Annotated in this window: 22 protein-coding genes; 10 read left to right on the top strand and 12 right to left on the bottom strand. The window is 66.3% G+C overall.

Features of this window, described 5'->3' with window-relative positions; all coding sequences use genetic code 11:
- Window positions 1-113 precede the first annotated feature (113 nt).
- Window positions 114-989: an outer membrane protein gene (locus M0208_RS15490; protein ID WP_408988107.1), complete on the top strand. Its 876-nt coding sequence runs from the start codon at window positions 114-116 to the stop codon at window positions 987-989.
- Between the two features lie 57 nt (window positions 990-1,046).
- Here M0208_RS15490 and M0208_RS15485 read toward each other — a convergent pair whose 3' ends face one another.
- The 3 genes from M0208_RS15485 to M0208_RS15475 all read right to left on the bottom strand — a co-directional run bounded on the left by M0208_RS15485 (window position 1,047) and on the right by M0208_RS15475 (window position 3,973).
- A complete protein-coding gene (locus M0208_RS15485) occupies window positions 1,047-2,693 on the bottom strand; it encodes a pilus assembly protein TadG-related protein (RefSeq protein ID WP_258892567.1) in 1,647 nt (548 codons plus the stop codon).
- The gene (locus M0208_RS15480) at window positions 2,690-3,106 is read right to left on the bottom strand and encodes a TadE/TadG family type IV pilus assembly protein (protein ID WP_258892566.1); all 417 of its coding nucleotides are present in this window, start codon (window positions 3,104-3,106) and stop codon (window positions 2,690-2,692) included. The genes M0208_RS15485 and M0208_RS15480 overlap by 4 nt, the downstream gene beginning before the upstream one ends.
- A gap of 144 nt (window positions 3,107-3,250) precedes the next feature.
- On the bottom strand, window positions 3,251-3,973 hold the full coding sequence (locus tag M0208_RS15475; RefSeq protein ID WP_258892565.1) for a GcrA family cell cycle regulator: 723 nt from the start codon (window positions 3,971-3,973) through the stop codon (window positions 3,251-3,253).
- Between the two features lie 67 nt (window positions 3,974-4,040).
- Between M0208_RS15475 and M0208_RS15470 the strand changes: the two genes are divergently transcribed.
- Window positions 4,041-4,892, top strand: a complete 852-nt coding sequence (locus M0208_RS15470; protein WP_258892564.1) for an ABC transporter permease — start codon at window positions 4,041-4,043, stop codon at window positions 4,890-4,892.
- A gap of 830 nt (window positions 4,893-5,722) precedes the next feature.
- On the opposite strand, the gene M0208_RS15465 is transcribed toward M0208_RS15470, so the two are convergent.
- From M0208_RS15465 to M0208_RS15445, 5 genes are all read right to left on the bottom strand, one after another.
- Window positions 5,723-6,085, bottom strand: a complete 363-nt coding sequence (locus M0208_RS15465; RefSeq protein ID WP_258892563.1) for a tetratricopeptide repeat protein — start codon at window positions 6,083-6,085, stop codon at window positions 5,723-5,725.
- 214 nt (window positions 6,086-6,299) lie between these two features.
- Window positions 6,300-6,728: a biopolymer transporter ExbD gene (locus tag M0208_RS15460; protein ID WP_258892562.1), complete on the bottom strand. Its 429-nt coding sequence runs from the start codon at window positions 6,726-6,728 to the stop codon at window positions 6,300-6,302.
- Window positions 6,729-6,753: 25 nt separating this feature from the next.
- Window positions 6,754-7,233, bottom strand: coding sequence for a biopolymer transporter ExbD (locus M0208_RS15455; RefSeq protein ID WP_258892561.1), 480 nt, complete (start codon window positions 7,231-7,233; stop codon window positions 6,754-6,756).
- Between the two features lie 90 nt (window positions 7,234-7,323).
- Window positions 7,324-8,127: a MotA/TolQ/ExbB proton channel family protein gene (locus M0208_RS15450; protein WP_258892560.1), complete on the bottom strand. Its 804-nt coding sequence runs from the start codon at window positions 8,125-8,127 to the stop codon at window positions 7,324-7,326.
- Between the two features lie 42 nt (window positions 8,128-8,169).
- Window positions 8,170-8,823, bottom strand: coding sequence for an energy transducer TonB (locus M0208_RS15445; protein WP_258892559.1), 654 nt, complete (start codon window positions 8,821-8,823; stop codon window positions 8,170-8,172).
- Between the two features lie 233 nt (window positions 8,824-9,056).
- Here M0208_RS15445 and M0208_RS15440 point away from each other — a divergent pair, with 233 nt between their 5' ends.
- Window positions 9,057-9,905, top strand: a complete 849-nt coding sequence (locus M0208_RS15440) for a hypothetical protein (RefSeq protein WP_258892558.1) — start codon at window positions 9,057-9,059, stop codon at window positions 9,903-9,905.
- Window positions 9,906-9,931: 26 nt separating this feature from the next.
- On the opposite strand, the gene M0208_RS15435 is transcribed toward M0208_RS15440, so the two are convergent.
- Window positions 9,932-10,300, bottom strand: coding sequence for a dihydroneopterin aldolase (locus M0208_RS15435; RefSeq protein ID WP_258892557.1), 369 nt, complete (start codon window positions 10,298-10,300; stop codon window positions 9,932-9,934).
- Between the two features lie 125 nt (window positions 10,301-10,425).
- On the opposite strand from M0208_RS15435, the gene M0208_RS15430 reads away from it, so the two are divergent.
- The 4 genes from M0208_RS15430 to M0208_RS15415 are packed head-to-tail and all read left to right on the top strand — an operon-like array spanning window position 10,426 to window position 13,288.
- Entirely contained in the window at window positions 10,426-10,926 is a 501-nt protein-coding gene (locus tag M0208_RS15430) for a GNAT family N-acetyltransferase (RefSeq protein WP_408988158.1), read from the top strand.
- Between the two features lie 39 nt (window positions 10,927-10,965).
- A complete protein-coding gene (locus M0208_RS15425; RefSeq protein ID WP_258892555.1) occupies window positions 10,966-11,526 on the top strand; it encodes a DUF1285 domain-containing protein in 561 nt (186 codons plus the stop codon).
- Window positions 11,523-12,110: a CoA pyrophosphatase gene (locus M0208_RS15420; RefSeq protein WP_258892554.1), complete on the top strand. Its 588-nt coding sequence runs from the start codon at window positions 11,523-11,525 to the stop codon at window positions 12,108-12,110. The genes M0208_RS15425 and M0208_RS15420 overlap by 4 nt, the downstream gene beginning before the upstream one ends.
- Window positions 12,098-13,288, top strand: coding sequence for a CCA tRNA nucleotidyltransferase (locus tag M0208_RS15415; RefSeq protein ID WP_258892553.1), 1,191 nt, complete (start codon window positions 12,098-12,100; stop codon window positions 13,286-13,288). The genes M0208_RS15420 and M0208_RS15415 overlap by 13 nt, the downstream gene beginning before the upstream one ends.
- On the opposite strand, the gene M0208_RS15410 is transcribed toward M0208_RS15415, so the two are convergent.
- From M0208_RS15410 to gcvA, 3 genes are all read right to left on the bottom strand, one after another.
- Complete coding sequence (locus tag M0208_RS15410; protein ID WP_258892552.1) at window positions 13,258-14,886, bottom strand: bifunctional diguanylate cyclase/phosphodiesterase; 1,629 nt, start codon at window positions 14,884-14,886, stop codon at window positions 13,258-13,260. The two genes, M0208_RS15415 and M0208_RS15410, sit on opposite strands and share 31 nt — an antisense overlap.
- 140 nt (window positions 14,887-15,026) lie before the next feature.
- A complete protein-coding gene (gene parC / locus M0208_RS15405) occupies window positions 15,027-17,264 on the bottom strand; it encodes a DNA topoisomerase IV subunit A (RefSeq protein WP_258892551.1) in 2,238 nt (745 codons plus the stop codon).
- Window positions 17,265-17,294: 30 nt separating this feature from the next.
- A complete protein-coding gene (gene gcvA / locus M0208_RS15400; RefSeq protein WP_258892550.1) occupies window positions 17,295-18,194 on the bottom strand; it encodes a transcriptional regulator GcvA in 900 nt (299 codons plus the stop codon).
- Between the two features lie 115 nt (window positions 18,195-18,309).
- On the opposite strand from gcvA, the gene M0208_RS15395 reads away from it, so the two are divergent.
- The 3 genes from M0208_RS15395 to M0208_RS15385 all read left to right on the top strand — a co-directional run bounded on the left by M0208_RS15395 (window position 18,310) and on the right by M0208_RS15385 (window position 19,967).
- Window positions 18,310-18,486, top strand: coding sequence for a hypothetical protein (locus M0208_RS15395; protein ID WP_258892549.1), 177 nt, complete (start codon window positions 18,310-18,312; stop codon window positions 18,484-18,486).
- 204 nt (window positions 18,487-18,690) lie between these two features.
- Window positions 18,691-19,545: a S9 family peptidase gene (locus M0208_RS15390; protein ID WP_258892548.1), complete on the top strand. Its 855-nt coding sequence runs from the start codon at window positions 18,691-18,693 to the stop codon at window positions 19,543-19,545.
- A 2-nt stretch (window positions 19,546-19,547) separates the two neighbouring features.
- Entirely contained in the window at window positions 19,548-19,967 is a 420-nt protein-coding gene (locus M0208_RS15385) for a VOC family protein (RefSeq protein ID WP_258892547.1), read from the top strand.
- The last annotated feature ends 36 nt before the right edge of the window (window positions 19,968-20,003 follow it).

Below are 20,003 nucleotides of genomic sequence, written 5' to 3'. Positions count from 1 at the left end.
CACTGTGGCAAAGCTGCAACATTGGCCGCGCGAATTGGCCCAGCAACATTTCATCGCGCAACCGCGGCCCGGCCCCGATCGTATCTGCGCCGACCAATTCAGGAGAATATACAGTGAAGTTCGGCCTCTTTCTCACCGCTGCGACCGCGTTCGCAATCATGCCAGCCGCCGCGTCGGCGCAGGAAATGAACGAAGACACGTTCACCGGCATCTACGTCGGCGCAGCCGGCGGTTACGACGTTCAGGGCAACGACGCGGGCTCGGTCCTGTTCGATCGCAACCTGGATGGCCGCTTCGGTGATTCCGTGCTGACCGGCACGGGCGGCAACGCCTTCAGCCCCGGTTTCTGCAACGGTCGCGGCGTCAGCGCCAACGCGCCAGGGCAGCAGAGCACGGCAAACCTGGCGCAGCCGCGTGGCACCGGTTGCCGGAACGACAAGGACGGCTGGTCCTATTATGGCCGCGTCGGGATCGATCAGCAGATGGGCAACATCGTGATCGGCGTCGTCGGCGAATTCGGCAAGACCGAGATCACCGACAGCGTCACCGCCTTTTCGGTGACTCCGGCGAACTACGTCTTCACGCGTTCGATCGATTGGGAGGCCGGTATCCGCGCCCGCGCCGGCTACACGCCGAACAACACGACCCTGTTCTACGGCGCGTTCGGCCCCGGCTATGCCCGGATCGACAGCGACTTCTCGTCCAGCCAGAGCACGAACAGTTTCACTGGCCGCGGCAAGCGTGATCAGTTCGGGTATCAGGCGGGCGGCGGTGTCGAGCAGAAGCTGGGCAACAACTTCTCGATCGGCCTGGAATATCTGTACCACGATTATCAGGACGATTCCTTCCGCGTCCGTACCGCGGGTCCGGCCGGCACGCCGTTCACGAACGCGAACAACGGCGGCACGGTGAATGGCACCGATTTCCGTCGCAGCGACACCAACTTCCGCTGGCACAGCATTCGCGCCACGGCGGCGTTCCGCTTCTAAGCCGCGTCCAGGGACCGGCCCGGCGCGCGCCGGGCCGGTCCTTTCGTCGTTCGTCAATTATGCGACCAACACCGCGGTTCCGCACCGCATTCCGGTGACGCGAAGGTCCGCTTCGCCCAGACCGACGCCCAGCGTTCCGGTCGTGACCATCAAGAGACTGTCCAGCGCCGGTGCGGCCGCATTAAGCGCGCCGCCGACCGATCGCAGGATCGGACTGAGCGGCAGGGGCACCGGACTGAGGCGCAGGTCGGCCTGCGTCAGCAGCGATGTCGCAACCCCGGCTACCGGCGTGCTGCTCTGCACGGTCTTGCGCACGCCGCGATCGATCTCGTCCTGCGAGAAGCGAAGCGCCTTCCACGGTTCGGCTGCGCCCAGTGAAATCCTGGACTTGCCCTTCACCTCCAGCAACAGCAGCGCCTGAACCAGCGTCGCTTCGGACGGCGTCAGCGCGGTGGAGAAATCCGCCAGCCGGGTCTCGTCGATCGTGCCCAGCGACGCGCTGCCGATGTCGGTCCTTGCGTCCAGAGTCACGCTACGCGTCGTCGGGGTCGCGCAGTCGATCGCGTTCAGTTTCCCTTCCGCGCTCGCCAGCTCGACCAGGATGGGCAGGTTGATCTTCGCGAGCCCCGACAGCCCGTCCAGTCCCGTCGCTTCGACCCGCGTCCGCACATACAGCCGCACCTGCGCCGTGCGGACGATCGGCGTGCCCGCGGCGCTGATCGCGATCCACGGCGATTGCTGTTCACGCTCACCGATCGCCAGGCTGATTCGAGTCGATGCGAGCCCCGGCACGCCCGCGCCAAGATCCAGCGATACCTGCCGCGACGGCGACGCCAGTTGCAGCAGCGCGGTGACGAACGCCAGTCCATCGACGCTGGCGATGCCCGTTCCGCCCGACGATGCGTTCCTGAACGGCCCCGCATCGATCAGCGCATTCAACGCCACCGACCGTCCGCCCGAGACGTTCAACAGCGATCGCACCGCATTCGCCGCCTGCGTACTGCCCTTCGCGTCGAGCGCAGCGGCCAGCGCGCTCAGCGCCTGCGGCGTCGACACCTGGCTTTTCAACACGTCGTCGAACGTCGCGGCGTCCAGATTCGCACTCGACTTCAATAGCGGCAGATAGCTGAACAGATCGACGTTGGCGGACGCCAGCGCCTGATAATCCGCTACCGACAGCGACAGGCTGCTCCCGGTCAGCGCACCGAGATAGGCGTTGAGGATTCCGCCGTCGAGCGAGGCGAGCCGCGACCCGATCGAAAACGCCGCCAGCCGTTGCCGCGCCGCCGTCGCGTGCCGCGCGATCGTGACCGATCGCTGGCCGAAAATCGCGGCCAGAAACGTCGGCGACTGCGCCTCCAGCACCACCCGCGCGGCGTCTGGACTCGCGCCACCGGCGACGAAGCGGTTCGCCTGCGCTTGCGTCTGATCGGCGGAATAGGTTCCCGCCGTCGTGCGAACCGTGACGGGACGCGCCCAGTTCGCGGCGACGACCGCCTCGGCCGCGCCCTGCGCATTGCCTGGATTGCTCGCCGCGGCGATCGCGGCCGCATCGGCGATGCCCTGCAGCCGCCGCGTCTCGAGCTGGACCGACCCGACGTCGACCGCCAGCGCCCCCATCCCGATCAGGATCGGCATTGCCGCAGCGACCATGATTCCGGCCCCGCCGCGTTGATCGCGAAGCAGACGGCGCAGCGCGCTCACCCGAACCCTCCCTGCCGCACCACCGCCCGGCGCTCGATCAACGGATCCGGCATCGGCACCAGCGGCACGCGGAACATGGGATTGCCGCTGGCGTCGATCCGCACCCGCACGGTCACCAGTTCGGACGCTTCGGTCACCGCCAGGCTGACCGTCTGCGGTTTCAACTCGGGCAAGGTCGAGAGCGATCGCGCAACCGCGGCGTTCGCTATCGTCAGGCGCTCGCCGGGGCTGAGTCCCGCGACGGTCGCGCGCGCGGCGTCGTTGGCCAGCTGCTGCGCCGAATGCGCCAGCAGGAAATACTGGCCATAGCCTAGGATGCCGAGCAGCAGCATCGCCAGCAGCGGCAGGACAAGCGCGAATTCGACGATCGTCGCGCCGCGCTCGTCTTGATGGAATGATCGGAACCGTCGCACACGCCTTCCCTTCGCAGCGCGTTATGCGCCGCGGGGGGTTAGGCGATCGGTCGGGCCGCTTTGGCGATCGTTACGGAAGTTACGTAATGTCGCCCGGAGGCGCCCGGACCGGTTAACCACCGATCCGGATCGATCATGCGCGAATCACCGTGCGCGGGGGCCGCCGAACGGGATTGGCGGCGCGCGGCGGTCGCGACGCGGCAACTGCGCCTGATACGCATGGCCGCAATGCGCGACGCAATACGGAAAGCCGGGGTTCACCTTCTCACCGCAGAAATGGAAATCGGGTTCGCCGGGATGGCCCAGCGGCCATTTGCAGACCTTGTCGCTCAGGTCGAGCAACGACGTCTTGCCCGCAATCTCGGCCGACGGCTTGGCCGGAACCAGCCGCCGCGGCGGGGCGGGGGTGATCGGCGCCTGCTGTTCGCCCGGCGCCTGGCGAAGGAAACCGCCCGGACCGACCGAACGCAGGATCGGCTGATTCCCGGCGGGCTTCGGGTCCATGTTGGTCGTCACCGTAATCGGCGCGGCTTCGGTCATCACCGGACGTTGCGCAGGTTCGGGCGCAGGTTCGGGCGCGGCGGGCGGCGGCGACGGCGGCGCGGCCACCACGACTGCGGGCTCGGGCTCCGGTGCGGGCCTGGGGGCCGGTGCAGGCTTGGGCGGCGGCGGCGCAGCGGCGGCGGGCTTGGCCTCGACCTCTTTCGGCACCACCGGCGACGGGCGCGCCTGCAGCGCCAGGCGATGCGCCTTGCCGATGACGGCGTTGCGGCTGACCCCGCCCAGCGCCTCTGCGATCTGACTCGCGGTCTGGCCGCCTTCCCACATCTGCTTCAGCGTCGCGATGCGCTCTTCGGTCCAGGACATTGCTTGTGTCGTTCCTTGCACAGCGCCGGGTTGCGGGCGGCGTCGGCAGCGGTTACGCGACCTGACGATGAGCAGCCAGCCCCCAATCGGCGAGATTCCGTCGATGGTCAGAAACGCCCCGGGCGTCCCGGTGATCCGGAACGTGAACTGGGGCGGCCTGAAGACCCTCTATGTGAAGGAGGTGCGGCGTTTCTTCAAGGTGCAGCTCCAGACTGTCTGGGCGCCAGCGATCACGACACTCTTGTATCTGATCATTTTTACGGTCGCGCTGGGCGCGCGCAGCGAAGTGCCGGTCGGCGGCGAAAAGGTGGCGTTCGCCGATTTCGTCGCGCCCGGCCTGATCGTGATGGGCATGCTCAACAACGCGTTCGCCAACGCCAGCTTCTCATTGCTGGTGGGGAAGATCCAGGGCACGATCGTCGATTATCTGATGCCGCCGCTGTCGAATGCGGAATTGCTGGCGGCGCTGGTCGGCGGCGCAGTGACACGCGCATTCATGGTCGGCGGCACGGTGTGGCTGGCGATGCTGCTGTGGCCCGGCGTCCATGTGACGCCCGTGCATCCAATTGCGGTATTGTGGTTCGGCTTGCTCGGCGCGGTGTTCCTCGCGCTGATCGGGGTGCTGACCTCGATCTGGGCGGAGAAGTTCGATCACGCCGCCGCGGTGACAAATTTTGTCGTCGCGCCGCTGACGCTGATGTCGGGCACGTTCTATTCGGTCGACAAGCTTTCCCCGACGTTCCACGCGATCAGCCACGCGAACCCGTTCTTCTACATCATCTCCGGCTTTCGCTACGGATTCCTCGGCATCGCCGATTCGCCGGTGCTGCTGGGGAGCATCCTGATCCTGGCGCTAGACGTGGCGCTCGCGGCGCTGTGCTACGCGCTGCTGCGGAGCGGGTGGAAGCTGAAGAACTAAGGTGTGAACCCATAAATGAAGATCTGGCCAGCGCGTCTTTCAGCCGGGCGGTCGGCTGGGGTATGGGCCCTGTCCTCTTCCTTCTCGCCTTCCTGATCCTAGGCGTAGGTATCGGCTATGTAGGCGGAAGGCGGCCAGAGACTTGACGGAGGCGGTGCGCTGCTGTGACGGGGGCAAGCCTCTCGTTTCAAATTCTGTGGTGATGTAACTCCGCGACGCAATTGTATTCGGTGACAGCTTCGGCCCTGAAACGGAGAGGGCTCGTCTTGGCTTCTACGTCGGATTGCCTCTCGTAGCTTGGGCCATGCCAGTTTGGCTGCTCGCAGCTTGCTGGGTTGCTGGTCCGCCGTGACGGCTAGACGAAAACGCGCCTGGCTGATTCCGCAACGGCATGAGCCGATATTGATCGAGCCGCGGCTGCTCAACAAGCCGTGAGGCGTGGCGCATGGCCATGACCGGCGCTTGTCGAAGGGCATCTTCTGCGCGCTGCGGTCTGGGCCGACGTGGCGAAACTGCTGGAACGATACGGTCTCGCGCGCGACTCTGGTCGAGCGCGATTCCATGCGGCCGTCGCTCCGCGCTGATGAGTCTGCGGCCTAGCTACTACGCCGGTAGGTCGCGATAGTCTGATGGCCCGCCCGGCACTTGCGCGCACCGCGCTGACGCTCGCCCATTCGTCGTGTCTGGCCGTGGCGGCGCGCGTTCACGCGGGAGAAGCGCGAACCTTCGCGCTGGCGCCAAAACGGTAAGCAATGTCGTCAATCTGGGCGTGTGGTGATGACCAGTCGCACGCCGTACGCCGCTGGCCGGTCGTCACCCCATCACCCGGCTCACCGCGAGGCGATCTGTCCGCTGCTCAGCATCGCCTGCCCCGCTCGCGCTACCTCGTGCGACGTCGCCACCTTTCCGCCCGATATGTCGAGTTCGACGGCAGGCGCATTCAGCGCCGCATCGTACAGCGCACGCGCCTCGGCGACCCGCCCGGTGCGCGCATAGACCGCCGCGAGGTTGAGCATGAGTTCCGGGCGCTGCGGGAAGATTCGGCGTTCGGCGACCAGATCGCGTTCCGCCAGCGCCAGATCGCCCGCTGCGATCGCGCGGTACCCGGTGCGGTCGCGCGGTGCGGTTGAGTCGGCAAGCGCCGGGCTGGCCACCATCAACGAGAGCGTCGCCGCCGCTACTATCGTGCGCATCATCCCACCTCCTCACTTAAATGACGATGACGTTACATCACCATTTCACTTTTGTGACACTGGTATGTCACTTTCGTGAAACATGCGCAAGATCGAGGCGGGCCGAATTGCGGTTCGGCAAAGAAAAAGGGCGGCCCCGCGGGACCGCCCTTTGAATGTGCCGACCGATATATCGGCGGCCTGCGTCGTCGGGATCGACCGATCGCCAAGGCGATCAGAATTCCTTGTAGAACTGCTCGTTGCCGATGAAGCCGAGCTTCGTGATGTTCGACCGTTTCACCACCGCCAGGGTACGATCGACCACTTCGTAACGCGCCGCCGGATCGGGCTGGAAGTGCAGTTCGGGTTCCGGCTTCAGCGACGCGGCGATGTTCAGATATTGCCGCAGCGTCACTTCGTCGACCGGCTGGCCGTTCCACGCCACCGTTCCCGCGGGATCGATCGAGATCTTGTTCTTGTCCGGTTCGACCGGGGGCTTCACCGCATTCGGGTCGTTCTGCGGAAGATCGACCTTCACCGCGTGCGATTGGATCGGAATGGTGATGATGAACATGATGATCAGAACGAGCAGGACGTCGATCAACGGCGTCATGTTCAGTTCCATCATCGGCTCGCCATCGTCGTTGCCGCCACTCATTGCCATGTCAAATTACTCCTGATGGCCTGATTCAGAGCCGCGTCACGCCGGTGCCCGGCGGCGGTTCCGAAATGAAGCCGACCTTCGCGAAACCGGCCATCTGCATATTGAAGATCGCGCCGCCGATGCAGCGCCACGGCGTGTTCACGTCGCCGCGCACATGCGCCTCGGGCAGTTCGAGATCCGGGTTGCCGATGCCGCCCTGACGCGCGATTTCCGCCTTCAGCTTGGCGACCGCACGATCGAGCAGTTCCTGATGCGTCACCGGGGTCATGCCCCAATACACCTTGCAGGCGCCGCTGCCGTCGCTGGTGATCGACAGCGAGACGTTCTCGGGCTTGGTCGTCGTCGGGTCGAAACGAACCTTTGGCAGTTCGACCTTGACGGTCTGGATCACGACCGGAACCGCGATCAGAAAGATGATCAGAAGCACCAGCATGACGTCGACCAGCGGCGTCGTGTTGATGTCCGACATCGGCGTATCTGTGTTGTCACCAACGCTCATCGCCATGTGCGATACATCCTATCCATTATTCGCTCCGTCCCGACAGCGGGCGTCGCGTAATCGGGGTCGCCGGTACGACGACCCCGAAAGTAGTGCTTATGCGCGGGTCTGCACGCCACCGGTCTGGCCGGCCGTGGTCGTCGTCGCGGCGACGGGCTTCGTCGGAGCGGTCTTGGCCGCACCGGCGAAGGCCGGACGAACCGCGCCGTTCGACGCGAGGTAGCCCAGCACGTCGTTCGAAAACGCCGAGAGATCTTCCGCGATCGCCTTGTTGCGACGCTGCAGCCAGTTGTAGCCGAGCACCGCGGGAACCGCGACGACCAGGCCGAGCGCGGTCATGATCAGCGCCTCGCCGACCGGGCCTGCGACCGCGTCGATCGATGCCTGTCCCGCCGCGCCGATCTTCACCAGTGCGCGGTAGATGCCGACCACCGTGCCGAACAGCCCGATGAACGGCGCGGTCGCGCCGACCGTCGCCAGGAAGGCGAGACCGCCGCCCAGCTTCGAGTTGATCGCGTTTTCCGAGCGGCCCAGCGAACCGTGCAGCCAGTCATGCGCCTCGACCGGATCGGTCAGCTTGGTGTGCTGCTCCTGCGCGGCCAGACCGTCGTCGACGATCTGCTTGTACGCGGAATTCTTCTCGAGCTTGGCCGATCCCTCGCGCAGCGAGTTTGCGTTCCAGAAGCCAGCACGCATCCGCTTGTACTGGTTGATGATTTTCTGTTGCTCGAACAGCTTGGTGAACATGATGTAGAACGAAACGACCGAGAACAGCACCAGGATGCCGAACACGGTCTGGGCGATGATGCCGCCCTGTTCGAGCGCGGCGCCCAGGCCGTACGGGTTTTCGCCAGCGGGGGCGGCAGCGTTGCCGGCCGCTGCCAGGATATTGATGATCATAGCGAGTCTTTCCTCTAGATGGTCGTGCGCGCAGCGGCGCGGTTATTCCGGAATCTGCCAGCGCACCGGCAACGTGTATTTCGACGCGATCGGAGCGCCGTTGTCGTCCTTCGCCGGCGAGAACCGGACCCGGCTGCGCGCGATCCGGCACGTCGCCTGATCGAGCGCCGAACTGCCGCTCGACGTCGAGACGACACAGTCCGTCACGCGACCATCCACGCCCACGGTGAGCGATGCGACGACGCGCCCCGCTTCACCCGCACGCAGCGCCGACGGCGGATAGTTGTCCGCGCCGAAGAACTGCCCCGGGTTACCCTTCAGCCCTGCCGCCTGCGACACGCGCGGGGCTGCTGGCGGCGGAGGAACCGGCACGGCGACGGCGACCGGCGGCATGGGTGGCGGCGGCACCGGGGTCGTATTGATCACCACCGGTGGGGATGGCGTCATCACGATCGGCGGCGGCGACACGACCGGCGGCGGCGTCAACGGAATGTCTGGCGGCGGGGGCGGCGGTTCGTCCGGCGGCGGGGGCGGTGGCTCCTCGACGTCGAACGTGTTCAGCTTCTCCGACACCTTCTTCACGTATTGAAACGCGAGGCCGGTGACGAAGGCGTAGCCGAGAACCGCATGGATCAACGCGACGATAACGATCGCGACGATCTTGTTCCCGCTCATCTTCTGGTCAGCATAGGCCATTCAGCAAAGAAACTCCCTCATCCCTAGGGCCGCTAGGGGCCAGGCTGCCTTTTCCGTAGCGTCGGAAGGGCACACCCGTCTGTTCGGCGCTAACCGCAACGCCGTCAGAGTGCGAGTCCTATCGCGACCCCGTGTGACACGCAAACGCTTTGTCGGACGCAACAAACGTACAATCGCGACGTGACGGTTTTATTTCTATAACGTTCAGATGCCTCGGCGCTATTATTGACGTCATGATGTCGCCCCTAAGCTCGCCCTGCGCCGCACTCCTCGCCGCGCTTCTCCTTTCCCCCTACGCCGCGCAGGCGCAACCGGTTCCGTCCGGAGTCGCAGTTCCCGCCGCCGGACCCGATTATGCCGATCTCGCGGAACTGGTGATCGGCAGTCCGCTGGTGATCGACGCCACGATCCGTTCGACCAGCCGGATCAAGGGCGCAGAGGCCGCCGCCGTCCCGCCGGGCGTCGCGCGCTTCTATGTCGAGGCGGATGTGACCGCGCTGGTCCGCGGCCCCGGCGCGATCCCGCCACGCGTCGGCTATCTGCTTGATGCGCCGCTAGATTCGGACGGCCGTATCCCCAAATACAAGAAAACCCGCGTACTGCTGTTCGCCCGTCCGGTCGCCGGCCGTGCCAATCAGGTGCAACTCGTCACTCCCGGCGCGCAACGCGCCTGGTCGCCGTCCACCGACGCGCTGGCGCGTAAGATCGTCGGCGAACTGGTTGCCACCGACGCGCCGCCCGACATCACCGGGGTCGGCAACGCCTTCCATGTCGCCGGTTCGCTGCCCGGAGAAGGCGAAACGCAGGTGTTCCTGGCCACCGCCGATCGCCGCCCTGTATCGCTGTCGATCCTGCGCCGCCCGGGCGAAGCGCCGCGCTGGGCGGTCGCGCTGTCGGAAATCGTCGACGATTCGGCCGGCCCGCCGCGCCGCGACACATTGTTATGGTATCGCCTCGCCTGCGGCCTGCCGCGCGACCTGCCGGAACGCAGCACCGAATCGATCGCGCCGGACGATGCGGCGAAGGCGCGCGAGGATTATTCGTTCGTGCTGGAGCAATTGGGGCCGTGCGGCCGCGGATAGCGTATTTCGCGAATTCTCAGACAGCCTCAGCGCCGGTGACGCACCATCGTGACGCCGATCGATTCGCCCGCTTCGGCGATCGCCAGCTTGACGATCTTGACCGTCACCCGGCGCACACGCTTGTCCTGCAGGAAGAGTGTCTCGGCGATGTGATCGGCGACGCCCTCGATCAGCGTGAAATGCACCCCCCCCGGCAAGGCGGTCGCAGCGTGTTTCAGGTCGAGGTAGTTCTTCGACGCAGACAGCGGCGTGTCGTGCGCGAAGCGATCGGGCGCATCCAGCAACACGCTCAGCGAGATGCGCAGCGGCTGCGGCAGATGCGTCTCTTCGGAATAGATGCCGGTCAGCACCGGCACCTCCAGATCGTGCACGTCGAGTTCAAGGGTATCTTCCACGCCGCGCGCCTTAGCGACAGTTGTGACGCGGCGGAAGGAGCGCGGTGTCGTTCGGCTTGCGTTCACACAGCGGACGGTTAAAGCGCGCCGCCCGCCGGACCGATGGCGCGGGCATGGAGGTGCATTTGGCCGATCTGGTCGCGCTGGAAACGATCGATCCGCAGACGGTGGAGCATTTGCTCGACCGCGCATTCGGCGTCGACCGTCACACCCGCACCGCCTATCGGCTGCGGGAAGGCGTCACGGCGCTGACCGGCCCCAGCCTGGCTGCGATGGCGGATGGCGAACTGATCGGCTCGATCCAGCTTTGGCCGCTGCTGTTCATCGGCGACCAGGGGTTGCGCATCCCGCTGACGTTGGTCGGCCCGGTCGCCGTCGCGCCCGAACTTCAACATAACGGGATCGGGCGGGCGCTGATGCGCGCCGCGCTCGCGACCGTCCCGGACCACGCATTGATGCTGATCGGCGACCCGGAATATTATGGCCGCTTCTTCGGCTTCAGCGCCGAACGCACGGCCGGCTGGCGGTTGCCTGGACCGGTCGAACCGCGCCGCCTGCTCGCCCGCGGCGACACAGCGCCATACGGTGCGGGCGTCGTCGGGCCACGGGTCGGCGTCACCGCCTGACCCCTTTACCGGCGTTGTTCGCTACCCTACCCCGCCCCCATGCCGATGGCCCCGCCGCCCGATTTCGATAGCCTGAGCGTCGCCGATATCGCGCGGCTGGCGGAGGACGATCGCCTGCCTCCGGTCGAACGCTGGAACCCGACGCATTGCGGCGACAGCGACATGCGGATCGCGCGCGACGGAACATGGTTCCATCAGGGATCGCCGATCGGCCGCCCGGCGATGGTCCGCGCCTTCAGCCGCATCCTGCGCCGCGAACCGGATGGCGGCTACGTCCTGGTCACCCCGGTCGAAAAGCTCGATATCGCGGTCGAGGATGCGCCGTTCGTCGCTGTCGAGATGAAGGTCGAGGGTGAGGGCAAAGCCGCGAAGCTCGCCTTCCGGCTCAACACCGGCGACCTGGTCACCGCGTCGGCCGAGCATCCCTTGCGCTTCGTCGAGCAGGACGACGGACCGCACCCGTATCTTCACGTCCGCGGCGGGCTGGAGGCGCTGGTCGTGCGCAGCGTCTATTATGATCTGGCCGAACGCGCCCTCTCCGGCGATGACGCCACCCCCGGCGTGTGGAGCGACGGCGCGTTCTTCCCGCTGCAGCCATGACGCTGGCCGAGCGGATCGCCGCCGCGCTGGTCGTCGAGCGAGATCGGGCGTTGCTGCCGGGCGACCACGGCGATCTTGCGGATCATGCGGCGCTGGTATCGGCCGCCGTCCTGGTGCCGATCACCGATCGCGCGCGTCCCGGCGTGATCCTGACGCAACGCACCGAAACGCTGCGCAAACACGCCGGGCAGGTCGCCTTCCCCGGCGGCCGCATCGATCCCGGCGAGGACGCGATCGCCGCCGCGTTGCGCGAAGCCGATGAGGAAATCGCGCTCCCGCCCTCCGCGGTGGAGGTGATCGGCGTCGCCGACCTGTATCGCACGGGCACGGGCTACAGCATCACGCCCGTCATCGGGGTCATTCCCGCCGATCTGCCGCTCGTGCCGTCCGAGGCGGAGGTGGCGAGCGTATTCGAGGTGCCGCTCGACTATCTGCTCGATCCCGCGAACCATGTCGCGGCCAGTGCGATGTGGGAGGGCCGCGAACGGCGCTATTTCGAGATTCCGTGGCAGGACCGCCGGATCTGGGGTGCGACCGCGGGAATGATCGTCAACCTGTCGCGGCGGCTCGCATGGACCGCATGACGCTGCCCGACGCACCGTGGCGGCATCGCGCGGGTCTCGACCAGCTCGCCGATGCGCTCGGCGGCGCGCACGGCGACGCTCGCTTCGTCGGCGGCGCGGTGCGCGATACGCTGCTTGGTCTCGACGTCTCGGACATCGACATCGCCACGCGACATGCGCCGGCCGACGTCGTCGACCGGCTGGAGGCGAAACGGATCAAGGCGATCCCGACCGGCATCGCACACGGCACCATCACCGCCGTGTCGAACGGCACGGTCGTGGAGGTGACGACGCTGCGCCGCGACGTGACGACCGACGGCCGCCACGCCACCGTCGCGTTCACCGACGATTGGCGCGAGGACGCGGCGCGACGCGACTTCACGATGAACGCACTCTACGCCGACCCGCTAAGCGGTGAGATTTTCGACTATTTCGGCGGCATCGACGATCTGCGCGCCGGCCGCGTGCGTTTCATCGGCGATCCGTATCGGCGCATCGCCGAAGACCACCTCCGCATCCTGCGCTTCTTCCGCTTCCACGCCCGCTTCGGTGCGGCCATCGACGAAGCCGGCCTTGCCGCCTGCACCGCGCGCGCCAACGATCTGATGGCGTTGTCGCGCGAACGGATCGCGGCGGAAGTACTGAAACTGCTGGTCGCGAAGAACGCCGTCCCGGTGGTCACGCTGATGATCGACCGCGGGATCTTCCGCCCCGTTCTGCCAGAGATTTCGGACGCGTCCCGCTTTGCGGCGCTCGCTGGTCATGAAGCAGCGACGGGCGTCGCCCCCGACCCGATCCGCCGCCTTGCGTCGCTGATCGCTCCGCAGGCGGCGGAGGCGGTCGGCGCGCGGCTGAAACTGTCCAACAACGATCGCAAGCGATTGATCGCCGCCACCGCCGGTCCGGGTGACGAGGGACCGCGTGCGCTCGCCTACCGGGTCGGCCAGCCGCAGGCGATCGACCGCCTTCTTCTGGCCGATGCGCCGGTCGACGCAATCACCGAATGGAATCCGCCGCGGCTACCGATCAATGGCGGCGCATTGGTCGAACGCGGTCTGGCGAAGGGGCCGGACGTCGCGCAGGCATTGCGCGCGATCGAGACCCGCTGGATCGGCGAAGGTTTCCCCGACGCCGCACGCACGCGGCAGATCGCGGACGAAATCGTCGCTCAGGCGTTGCGCTCCGCCAGCAACGCATAGGCTTCGTCGGCGGGCAACGGGCGCGCATACGCATAGCCTTGCCCATACGTGCAGCCGAGCGCGGCCAGCGTCTGCCCCAGTTCCAGCGTCTCGATCCCCTCCGCCACGGTTTCCATGCCCAATGCCGCGGCCAGCCCCAGCACCGCACGGACGATCGCCACCTTGTCGCGGCTAACCAGCATCCCGGTGACGAAACTGCGGTCGATCTTCAGGACGTCGATCGGCAGGCTCTGCAGATAGCCCAGGTTGGAATAACCCGTCCCGAAATCGTCCATCGCCAGCTGCGTGCCCAACGCCTTCAGCGCATGGAGCACGGTCGCGATCCGGTCGGGGTCGGCGATCAGCGCGCTTTCGGTCAGCTCCAACTTCAGCCGATGCCCTTGCAACCCATGCCGCCGCAGCGCCGAATCGACCAGCGGCGCGATCGCGTCGCGCTGCAACTGGATGGCGGACAGGTTGACCGCGATATTGACGCCGCAATCGCCGCCGGCGCGCCAATCCCACGCCGCCAGCGTCCCCAGCGCCTCGTCGATCGCCCACCGCCCAAGCTGCACGATCAGACCGGATTCTTCGGCGACCGGGATGAATTCGGTCGGCGAAACCTCGCGACCGTCGTCATCGGTCCAGCGCGCGAGCGATTCGAACGCTACGATCCGCCCGCTCGATAGGTCGCAGATCGGTTGATAGTGCAGCGTCAGCTGGCGCGCCTCGATCGCGCGCCGCAGCGCGGTTTCCATCGCGAATTGTTCGCGCGCACGGTCGAACGCCTTTGGTTGATACGGTTCGGCCTCGCCGCTCTGCTTGGACCGCCGCACCGCGAATTGCGCCTGCCGGATCACGCTTTCGGGTTCGTCGATCGATTCGTCGCCGAACGCGATGCCGATCGAGGCCGACACGCGAATCTCGAAATCGCTCAGCCGGAATGGCGTGGCCAGCGCCGCGCGGATCCGCCGCGCGACCTGCTCCGCCTCGATCGGCGCTTCGTCGACGGCGATCAATATGCCGAACTCGTCGCCGCCGATTCGCGCCAGCATGTCGCCGGCGCGCAGCGCGCTCTTGATCCGCCGCGCGACCGTGATCAACAATTCATCCCCGGCCAAATTGCCAAGGCACGCATTCACCCGGTTGAAGCGGTCGAGATCGATGACCAGCACCGCGTAGGACGTGTCGCCCGCATCGATCAGCGCCTCCAGCCGATCACCGAAACCACCGCGATTGGGCAGACCGGTCAGGCTGTCGGTGGTCATTTCGCGCCGCAGGTTCAGCGCGGTGCGCATCTCGCCGGTCTGGTCGACCAGTCCCACGAAGCAGCGCGGCTCGGTCCGGAACGACACACGCGCCAGCGTCACCGCGAACTGGCGCTGCTCGACCGCGCTGCCGGTCCGCCAGGTGAACTCCTCGCGCCCGGCGTCGTTTTCCAGGAACGCCGCGATGCGCGCGCCCAGGTCAGTCGCCAGCGGCGATTGTTCGGCGCTCGCATCGAAGCCAAGGCGCCGGAACAAGCGGTTCGGCATCTCGAACACCATGCGCGCGCCGTCGAAGCCGACGATCACCGCAGGGATCGGCAGCAATTCGAGCGCACCTTCGGCCGCCGTCATTCCAGCAGGAACGACGCTCGGCCGCGGCGTTTCCTTCAGGGATGCCGTCGATGCCATACCGACGCACTAGGTGCGCGGGGTTAATTCGCCCTAAACCGGAACGGCGCGGGCGTTATTTTTTACAATTTTTCGCGTTCCACTCAGAACCGGTTGTCGCGCGGAAAGCCGCTGGGCGGCATCCGTCCCGCCGCCCCGCGCGCCGCGCGCCACGGATTCAGGTCGCTTTCAGTCCGCGTGCGCGCGCTCTCGCCGCGCATCGTCCAGCTAAGCCCGTCGGCGAAGCGGAACGCCACCGCGTCGGACATCCCGCCATCGCGATACCGCTGCAACTGCACCCCCTGTCCGCGCGACAGTTCGGCGACTTCGTTCAGCGGGAACACCAGCATCTTCCGGTTGTCGCCGATCGCCGCGACATAATCCGCCTCCGCCGCGATCGGCCGGACCAGCGCCAGCTTTGCACCGGGCCGCGGGGTCATCACGGTCTTGCCCTTGCGCGTTTCCGCAATCACGTCCGCCGCGCGCACCACGAACCCGCGCCCGTCGCTCGCCGCGACCAGCATCTTCTCCGTTTTCCCAGCGCGCAGAAACGCCACGATCCCGACGCTGCCGTCCAGGTCGATCGTTGCCCGCACCGGCTCCCCGAACCCGCGCCCGCCCGGCAGCTTATCGGCCGCCAACGTGAAGAACCGCCCGTTCTCCGCCGCCAGCAGCAACTTGTCCGTAGTATGCGCATGAAACGCATAGGCCGGACCGTCGCCCTCCTTGAACTTCATCGTCTCGGGCGCGGACAGTTCGACGTGGCCGCGCATCGCGCGCACCCAGCCGCGCTGTGAGAGGATAATCGTCACCGGCTCGCGCTCGATCATCGCCTCCAGCGGGATGTCGCGCGTCGGTGCGGCCTCCTCGATCGTCGTCCGCCGCGCGCCGAGCACAGTCTCCAGCCCATAGCGATCACGGATCTTCGTCAGATCTCGCTTCATCCGCGTCCGTTGCCGCGCCTCGGAGCCAAGCAAGGTCGTCAGTTCCGCCTGCTCTTTCTCCAGCTTCGCGCGCTCCGATCGCAGCTCCATTTCCTCCAGCTTGCGCAACGACCGCAGCCGCATGTTCAGGATCGCCTCGGCCTGCCGGTCGGTCAGCTCGAACTCCGCGATCAGCACCGGCTTCGGCTCGTCCTCGGCGCGGATGATCGCAATCACGCGGTCAAGGTTGAGGTAGGCGATGATGTAGCCCGCCACCAATTCGAGCCGATCGGCGATCTTGCCCAGCCGATGCTCGGTCTTGCGCCGCAGCACCACGAACTGATGCTCGACCCACGCCGCCAGCGCCTCCTTCAGGCTCATCACCCGTGGCGTCCGCCGGCTGTCCAGCACGTTCAGGTTCAGCGGCACGCGTGTTTCCAGATCGGACAGCCGAAACAGCCCGTCCATCATCACCGACACGTCGACCGTGCGGCTGCGCGGCTCCAGCACCAGCCGCACCTGCTCATCCGATTCGTCCCGCACGTCGGCCAGGATCGGCAGCCGTTTGGCGTTGATCAGTTCGGCGATCTGCTCGATCAGCTTGCCCTTCTGCACGCCGTACGGGATTTCGGTGACGACAACCTGCCACCCCCCGCCCTTCTCGCGCTCCACCGACCAGCGCGCGCGCACCCGGAAACTCCCGCGCCCGGTGGCATAGGCCTCGCGTAGCGCAACCGGAGCATCGACCACCAGCCCGCCGGTCGGGAAATCCGGTCCCTTCACGAACGCCAGCGGATCGGCGTCCGCGTCGTCGATCAGCGCGATCGCCGCATCGAGCAGTTCCGCGGCATTGTGCGGCGGAATGCTCGTCGCCATCCCGACCGCAATCCCGCTCGCGCCGTTCGCCAGCAGGTTCGGGAACATCCCCGGAAACAGTTCCGGCTCCTGATCCTCGTTATTGTACGTCGGTTTATAGGCGACGGCGTCCTCGTCCAGCCCATCCATCAGGTCGATCGCAACCTGCGTCAGCCGCGCCTCGGTATAGCGGTATGCAGCTGCGTTATCGCCGTCGATGTTGCCGAAATTGCCCTGCCCGTCGACCAGCGGATAGCGCAGCGAAAACGTCTGCGCGAGCCGCACCATCGCGTCATAGACCGACTGGTCGCCATGCGGGTGATATTTGCCGATCACGTCGCCCACGACACGCGCGCACTTCTTATATCCCTGGCTCGGATCGAGCCGCAGCAGCCGCATCGCCCACAACAACCGTCTGTGAACAGGCTTCAGCCCATCGCGCACATCGGGCAACGACCGCGCGGTGATCGTCGACAGCGCATAGACCAGATAGCGTTCGGAAAGGGCGGAATCGAACGGCGCGTCGAGGATGCCGATCGGCGGTTCTGCGAAGTCGGTGGCCATATGTTTCGCTGGGTAGCAGCGCGCCTCCGCTCACGCCAGCAGCGCGCGGTCCTTCGCGATCTCCGCCAGCAGCCATTCGCGGAAGCGCGCGATCTTCGGCACGCGGCGGCGATGTTCGGGATAGACCAGCCAATACCCGTAATCGCGCGTCGACACTTGCGCGAACGGCCGCACCAGCCGCCCCTCGGCCAGATCGTTGCGCCAGAAGAACGGCGTCAGGATCGCCATCCCCTGTCCCGCGATCGCCGCATTGCCCTCATGCGCCTGCGAATCGAGCCGCACGCCCGGACGCAGCACACCGCCCGGCACCTCCACTCCGGCCTCCTGCAGCCACCACAGCCACCACGGATCCTGTGGGCTGATCAGCAACATCCGCGGCAGGTCCGCCGGGGTCAGGCTGCCGCCCTGCGCCGCCAGGAACGACGGGCTGCACATCGGGGTGAAGTCGATCCGCATCAGCAGATCCTGCGCCACGTCGGGCCACGGCCCCAGTCCCGCGCGGACCGCGACATCCACCTCGTCCGCCGCGAAATCGACCATCGCGTCGCTGGTGTGGAGCCGCACCGCCATCTCGGGATGCGCCATCTGAAAAGACCCCAACCGCCACGCCAGCCAGGTGTTGGCGAAGGTGTTGGAGGTGGACACGGTCAGCAGCCCCTCATCCTCCGCCCGCACCGCCGCGAACGTCGCATCGATCGAATCGAACGCGCGCGTCAGCGCAGGCGCTGCGCGGCTTCCCGCCTCGGTCAGCACCACGCGCTTCTTCTCGCGCCGGAACAGCGCCGCGCCCAGCCGCTCCTCCAACAGCTTGATCTGATAGCTTACCGCCGCCTGCGTCATTCCCAGCTCGGCCGCGGCGGCGGTGAAATTCTGGTGACGCGCCGCCGCCTCGAATACCCGGACGGCGGACAGTGGCGGCAGACGTCGCATGGCGTGAGATGATAAGCCTGCCTTATAACGATGGTCCATCGATTTGTTGGCGGCGAATCGTGATTTGTTCCATCTCTTGCCGGGCGGCAATCCCCGCCCGACACAGGAGGTTCGAATGATGCGAGACGATTTCCTCACCCGCGACTGGGCCGATCACCAGAATGCTTTCGCCCGGGATATCAATAAGCTGTTCCGCTCGATCGGGATGGGTCTGGCGCGCCTGCATGAATATCAGTTCGATGCGCCATGGCGCACGCCGGACGATCGTGACCGTCGGCCCGTCAAACATTGATGCGAAACAATTTTCCTACAACGGGCGGGTTGTGGCACCGTCCCGGCGATGTTCCGGACACGCCCCTCCCGCCCCTCACATCCACGCTCCACCGCGAACGTTGAGAAAACCGCTCCAGCGTCTCAACATTCACAACATTCACGGTTCCGCATCTGGTTTGCGGCGCTTGCAATCCTGACGCTGATCCCGTCGAACCTCGCCGCGATGGCCGCCGCCAAATCCTTCACTCCTCTGACCTGGCCAGACCTAACCAGCCGCCCGCGCCCCACGCCCGACGCAACCGTCTCCTACGGTCCCGACCGGATGCAGAAGGTCGACGTCTGGCTCCCCAAACGTACGGTAAAGCGCCCGGTCGTGCTGATGGTCCATGGCGGCTGCTGGCAGACCAGCATCGCCGACCGCAAGCTGATGGACTGGATCGCCGCCGATCTCCGCGCCGACGGAATCGCGGTATGGAACATCGACTATCGCGGCGTCGATCGCGACGGCGGCGGTTACCCCGGCACCTTCACGGATGCGGCACAGGCGGCCGACCAACTCGCTGTCGACGCAAAGAAATACAATCTCGACCTGACTCGTGTCGTCGCGGTCGGCCATTCCGCGGGCGGCCACCTCGCGCTGTGGCTGGCGGGCCGTAGCAAGCTTCCGAAGACCAGCCCGCTCCGCACCGCCAAGCCACTCAAGATCGCCCACGTCATCAGCCTCGGCGGCCTTCCCGACCTCGAAGCAACCGCCGCCAGCCCCGACAACGGCTGCGGCACCGAAGTGATCGCCAAACTCGTGGGAACCGGTCGCACCGATCCCTACACCGACACCTCGATCCCCCGCCTCCTGCCGATCGGCGTGCCGCAAGACCTCATCAACGGCCGCGAAGACCGCATCATCCCGTATCGGATGGCCACCAACTACATTGCGAAGGCGAGCAAGGCCGGGGACAAGGTGATTCTCCACACCATCCCCGACACCGGCCACGTCGAATTGATCGCCCCGGAAACGCTAGCGTGGGGAGAGACGAAGCGCCTGATCCGCGCAGCGTTAAGCGAATCCGGGAAGCAATAGCGATGAACGAGCCAGCGCTCACCGGCCTCAATCACCTGACCTTTGCGGTTAGCGATCTCGAACGATCGATCCATTTCTACCGCGACGTGCTCGGATGTCGCATTTGCGCGAGATGGGAAAGCGGGGCCTATCTGGAGATCGGCGCGACGTGGCTGTGCCTGTCAAGCGATCCCGCCACACGCCAAGGACCGCACGCCGACTACACCCATGCCGCATTCAGCGTCGACGCTGCCGATTTCGATGCCTTGAGCGCCAAGATTCGCGAACGCGCAACTATCTGGCGGGACAATCGCAGCGAAGGCGGTTCGCTTTATTTCCTCGATCCCGACGGTCACAAACTCGAAATTCACCTGGGGTCGCTGGCGTCGCGGCTCGCGCACTATGATCAGAACCCTCCACCGCGATATGAGCGATTTGACTAGCGACTGCGACTTTCGCGCGGGGAAGCCCCGATTGCA

This window comes from Sphingomonas sp. SUN019 (assembly GCF_024758705.1).
Classification (GTDB): domain Bacteria; phylum Pseudomonadota; class Alphaproteobacteria; order Sphingomonadales; family Sphingomonadaceae; genus Sphingomonas.
The sequence above is the reverse complement of the archived record's forward strand: the minus strand, read 5'-3'. Positions and strand labels throughout refer to the sequence as shown.